At 76.6% G+C, this 3,434-nt stretch carries 3 protein-coding genes; all 3 read right to left on the minus strand.

From position 1 onward, the window contains the following. Positions 1-243: 243 nt before the first annotated feature. Positions 244-918, minus strand: a complete 675-nt coding sequence (locus tag ACFV6I_RS38540; RefSeq protein ID WP_380430845.1) for a fasciclin domain-containing protein — start codon at positions 916-918, stop codon at positions 244-246. 72 nt (positions 919-990) lie between these two features. After that, complete coding sequence (locus ACFV6I_RS38545) at positions 991-2,604, minus strand: molybdopterin-dependent oxidoreductase (RefSeq protein ID WP_380430847.1); 1,614 nt, start codon at positions 2,602-2,604, stop codon at positions 991-993. Positions 2,605-2,959: 355 nt separating this feature from the next. Further along, positions 2,960-3,434: anti-sigma factor (locus ACFV6I_RS38550; RefSeq protein ID WP_380430849.1), on the minus strand; the 475-nt coding region annotated here is incomplete at its 5' end.

The following is a 3,434-nucleotide window of genomic DNA, read 5'->3' on the forward strand; positions in this document are numbered from 1 at the left end:
AATATTATCGCGGCCTCCCCGGGGGCGCGGGGGGCCGCCCGCCCGCGGGCGCGCGCTGGGGGGCCGCCAACTCCGGCCCCCCCATCCTCCCCCCGCGGCTGGAATCGTGGCGTAGAAGAAATATGTCGGTCGGTCTACATATTTGGCTGGTGGGGAAGCCGGCGGGGGCGGGAGGTGGGGGTGCGGCCCCCGGTTACCGGGGGGTTGTTCGCCGGGGGCCGCGGTTCATGGGCTGATGCCGGGTCAGGAGGCGGGCATCAGGACGGTGTCGACGATGTAGACGGTGGCGTTGGCGGTCTGGACGTCGCCGCACAGCACCTTGGCGGCGGAGTTGACGGTGAAGTCCGGGGCGGCGCCGGTCACGGTGAGGTCGTCGGCGGCCAGGGTCTTGTGTCCGCCGGCGAGTGCCGCGGGAGCCAGGCGCTGGGGGACGACGTGGTAGGTGAGGATCTTGGTGAGCTTGTCCTTGTCGGCGAGGACGGCGTCGAGGTCCTTCTTCGGGAGCTTGGCGAAGGCGTCGTTGGTGGGGGCGAAGACGGTGATGTTCTTCGCGGAGTTGAGGGTGTCCACCAGGCCGGCCTGCTTGACGGCGGTGACGAGGGTGGACAGCAGCGGGTTGTTGGAGGCGGCGGTGGCGACCGGGTCCTTGGCCATGCCGGTGAAGCTGCCCGCCCCGTCCTTGGGGACGGCCGCGCACGCGGTGCCGAACGGCTGCCCGGCCGTCACCTGCTCGGCGGACGGGGCACCGGAAGCCTGGGCACTGGACGGCTGGGGTGCGGCGGCCGCGGTGGTGTTCTTGGCCGTGTCCGAGGACTTCGCGTCGCCGCCGCTGTTGCTGCACGCGCTCAGGGCGGCGGCCAGCAGGCCGGCGGCGAGGACGGCGGCGAAGGGCTTGCGGACCAGGACGGTCGTGTTCATGGACGGATTCTCCTGTCAGGGGCATCGGGCGGATCCCGGATGCCGAAGGGGTGGGTAGGTCGTGGGGTGGGGTCAGGTGACGGTGACGACGACGCTGTGCCAGCCCGTCGCGCCCGAGGGGTAGGGAGGTGTGCGGGTCTCGGGCTGGACGGCCCCGGTGGCGTCGGTGGCGCGGGCCTCGATGCGGTGGGTCCCGGGGGCGGCGCCGGTCCAGGCGTGGGTCCACTGGCGCCACAGGTCGGGCCCGGCGTCGGCGGCCAGTTCGGCCTGCCGCCAGGGCCCGCCGTCGACGCGCACCTCGACGGCGGCGATGCCGCGGTGGGTGGCCCAGGCGGTGCCGGCCACCGTCACGTCGCCGGGCGGCACGCGGGCGAACGGCGCGGGCACGTCGATCCGCGAGGCGGTGCGGACCTCGCCGGTGCGGTCCCAGCCGCGCCGCACCCAGTACGGGTCGCGGGCGGCGAAGGTGGTCACCTCCAGGTCGACGAGCCACTTGGTGGCCGAGGTGTAGCCGTAGAGGCCGGGCACCACCGTGCGGCAGGGGAAGCCGTGTTCGACGGGCAGCGCCTCGCCGTTCATCGCCACCGCGAGCAGCGCCCGGCGCCCGTCGAGGAGCGCCTCGACCGGGGTGCCGATCGTCATGCCGTCCTGCGAGCGGCCGACGAGCTGCTCGGCGCCGGAGCGGACGCCGGCGCGGCGCAGCAGGGCGGGCAGCGAGGCGCCGAGCCAGCGGGTGGTGCCCGCGTAGGGGCCGCCGACCTCGTTGGAGACGCAGGACAGGGTGTGGTCCAGCTCCTCCAGCCCGAGGGCGAGCAGGTCGTCGAAGCCGATCAGCAGTGGGCGGTCGACCAGGCCGTGCAGCCGCAGCGACCAGGCGCGCGGGTCGATGCGCGGCAGGGTCAGGGCGGTGTCGACGCGGTAGAAGTCGGCGGTGGGGGTGATGAACGGGGGCAGGCCGGGGACCGTGGCGCCGACGGCGCGCGGCAGTGGCGGCGCCGGGTGCAGCGGCGGCGGCAGGCGGACGGCGGCGCGGGCCGCGCTGACGTCGCAGCGTCGGTCGGACAGGACGCGTCCGGCCGTGCCGAGGGCGGCGGCCGCGCCGATCGTGGCGCCGGCCGCCAGGACGCGCCGCCGCTCGGGCCCGGCCGGCCGGACCGCGCCCGAGCGGCGGGAGGGGCCAAGGAAAGGGCCAAGGGAGAGGGCGGGTCCGGTCAGCCACCACAGCACGGCGACCGCGCCGCCCGCCGCGGCGGCGGAGGGCAGCAGGTCGGTGGGGACGGCCTGCGGGCGGGCCAGCGCTGCCCAGGCACCGAGGCCGCCGAAGGCCGCGAACAGGGCGGCGGCCGCGTCGCGACGGCGTCCGGCCAGCACGCCGAGGGCCGCGGCCGCGAGGCCCATGACGGTGTAGATCCCGCCCAGCAGGACCGTCTTGTCGCCGGTGCCGAACCGCTGGACCGCCCACGCCTTGACGGCGGTGGGTGCGAGGTCGATCGCCGCCGAGCCGATCGCCACCACCGGTGAGGCCTGGGGGCGGGTGAACGCCGCCGCCGCCTCGCCGGCTCCCACGGCCGCGGCGGCGGCCGCCAGCCCGCACAGCGCCGCGACGGCCGGCCCGGCGGCACGGGTGCGTGCTCGGGGGAGGGCGCCCGGCGGGCTGCTGCTCGTCTCATCGGTCACGGTCCTCATTCGGTGGTCCGGCTCCACCGGATGGGTGCGAGTCCGGATACCCCCCGATCGGGTGACATTGCTCTGGCCGGGTGACACCTCCCGGCCAGAGCCGGGGCCGCGCTGAGGCCGCTCAAGGGCACCCGGGGCGCCCCTGGGGTCCGCCCGGGCCCGTCCGGAGTGTTCAGCCGCGTCACGCGTAGCGGTGAATTCGCCGTCCACGGGCATCGCGCGGCAGGCCGTCACCCGCCCGGTGCCGAATCCGTGCACGGCACCGGCACCGGCACCGGCACCGGCACCGGCACCGTCTCCGTCTCCTGACCCCGACCTGACCGACCTGACCGACCCGGCCTTTCGCCCGACCCGGTTCGGCCGCTCAGGTGAACGGGATCAGCAGGACCGGCGCCCCCGTGGGGTGAGCGGAGCCGGCCGAGGGCTCCACCGTGACGCCGATGCCGCGCGCACCGTCCAGGGGGCCGTCCAGCAGGAACGCGCCGTCGCCCCGGGGCATCAGCCCCGCCGGGCGCATCGCGGCGCCGTCGTCGAACCACAGCTCGTACGCCGTGCCGTCCGCCGGGGCGGGCAGGCCGGAGGCCAGGAGGACGGCCCGGCCCCGGCCGTGCGACCAGACCACCGCCCCGCTGCCGGTGCCGCCGGCCGCCGGGCCGCTCGCCCGACGGGCGTCGGGTGCCGCCAGCAGCCCGGTGACCAGGTCCTGGTGCCGCTGCAGCGCGGCGGCGAGGGCCCTGGCCCGGTTAGCCTCCCGGTGCTGCTGGACGGCCACGCCGCCGAGGGCCGCGGCCGCCGCCAGACAGGCCGCCAGCGCCAGCCGCGGCCAGCCGCGGGCGAGC

The sequence above is a fragment of the Kitasatospora sp. NPDC059803 genome, from assembly GCF_042732255.1.
GTDB lineage: Bacteria > Actinomycetota > Actinomycetes > Streptomycetales > Streptomycetaceae > Kitasatospora.

What these genes read in the sequence shown, in the direction of transcription:
- ACFV6I_RS38540 (WP_380430845.1), bottom strand. Translation starts at nt 918, where the DNA reads ATGAACACGACCGTCCTGGTCCGCAAGCCCTTCGCCGCCGTCCTCGCC.
- ACFV6I_RS38545 (WP_380430847.1), bottom strand. Translation starts at nt 2,604, where the DNA reads ATGAGGACCGTGACCGATGAGACGAGCAGCAGCCCGCCGGGCGCCCTC.